This window comes from Vibrio sp. 1727 (genome assembly GCF_033344415.1).
Lineage (GTDB): Bacteria > Pseudomonadota > Gammaproteobacteria > Enterobacterales > Vibrionaceae > Vibrio > Vibrio alginolyticus.
The window spans coordinates 1-642 of the sequence record NZ_JAWPOT010000367.1 but is presented as its reverse complement, the minus strand read 5'-3'; the positions used below and the strand labels follow the sequence as shown (position 1 = coordinate 642).

General features: G+C 48.1%; 1 protein-coding gene. It reads right to left on the bottom strand.

What is annotated here, in order from left to right:
• On the bottom strand, positions 1 to 642 hold a 642-nt coding region (gene maeA / locus R8O10_RS25785; RefSeq protein WP_318192035.1), incomplete at both ends, for an oxaloacetate-decarboxylating malate dehydrogenase.

Sequence of the window (642 nt, the reverse complement as noted above, 5' to 3'; positions counted from 1 at the left end):
TTCTTCGATGACTTCTTGGCTAAATAGGCCAGGAGCACCAGAAACACCAATTAGTACCGTTGGCTTCGCGTTACGCATTACATCGAGTAGTGAGAAGCCATTTCCTTCATTTTCCCACTCTTTTGTGTTGCTGTGTTTTTGGACCAAACGCTGTTGGAAATCAAGCAGGTTAGGCATACCTTCTTGTAACAGACCCCAGCGATCGACCATGTAAACTTGAGAGCGTGCTTTCTCGTCAGAAATCCCTTCCGATACCATTTGCGCAATGATCGCTTCTGCGATACCACAACCCGCAGAACCCGCACCTAAGAAAGTGATGCGCTGTTTAGAAAGCTGAGTACCCGCCGCTTTACATGCTGCCAGTAGAGAGCCTACGGTTACTGCTGCCGTACCTTGGATGTCATCGTTGAAACAACAAATACGGTCTTTGTAGCGCTCTAGTAGAGGCATCGCATTTTTCTGCGCGAAGTCTTCAAACTGGATAAGTGCATCTGGCCAACGGCGTTGTACCGCTTGGATGAATTCTTCTACAAATGCATCGTAGTCAGGGCCCGTAATACGAGGATGACGCCAGCCCATGTACATTGGATCAGCAAGACGTTGAGGGTTGTTTGTACCCACATCCAGAACGATAGGCAATGT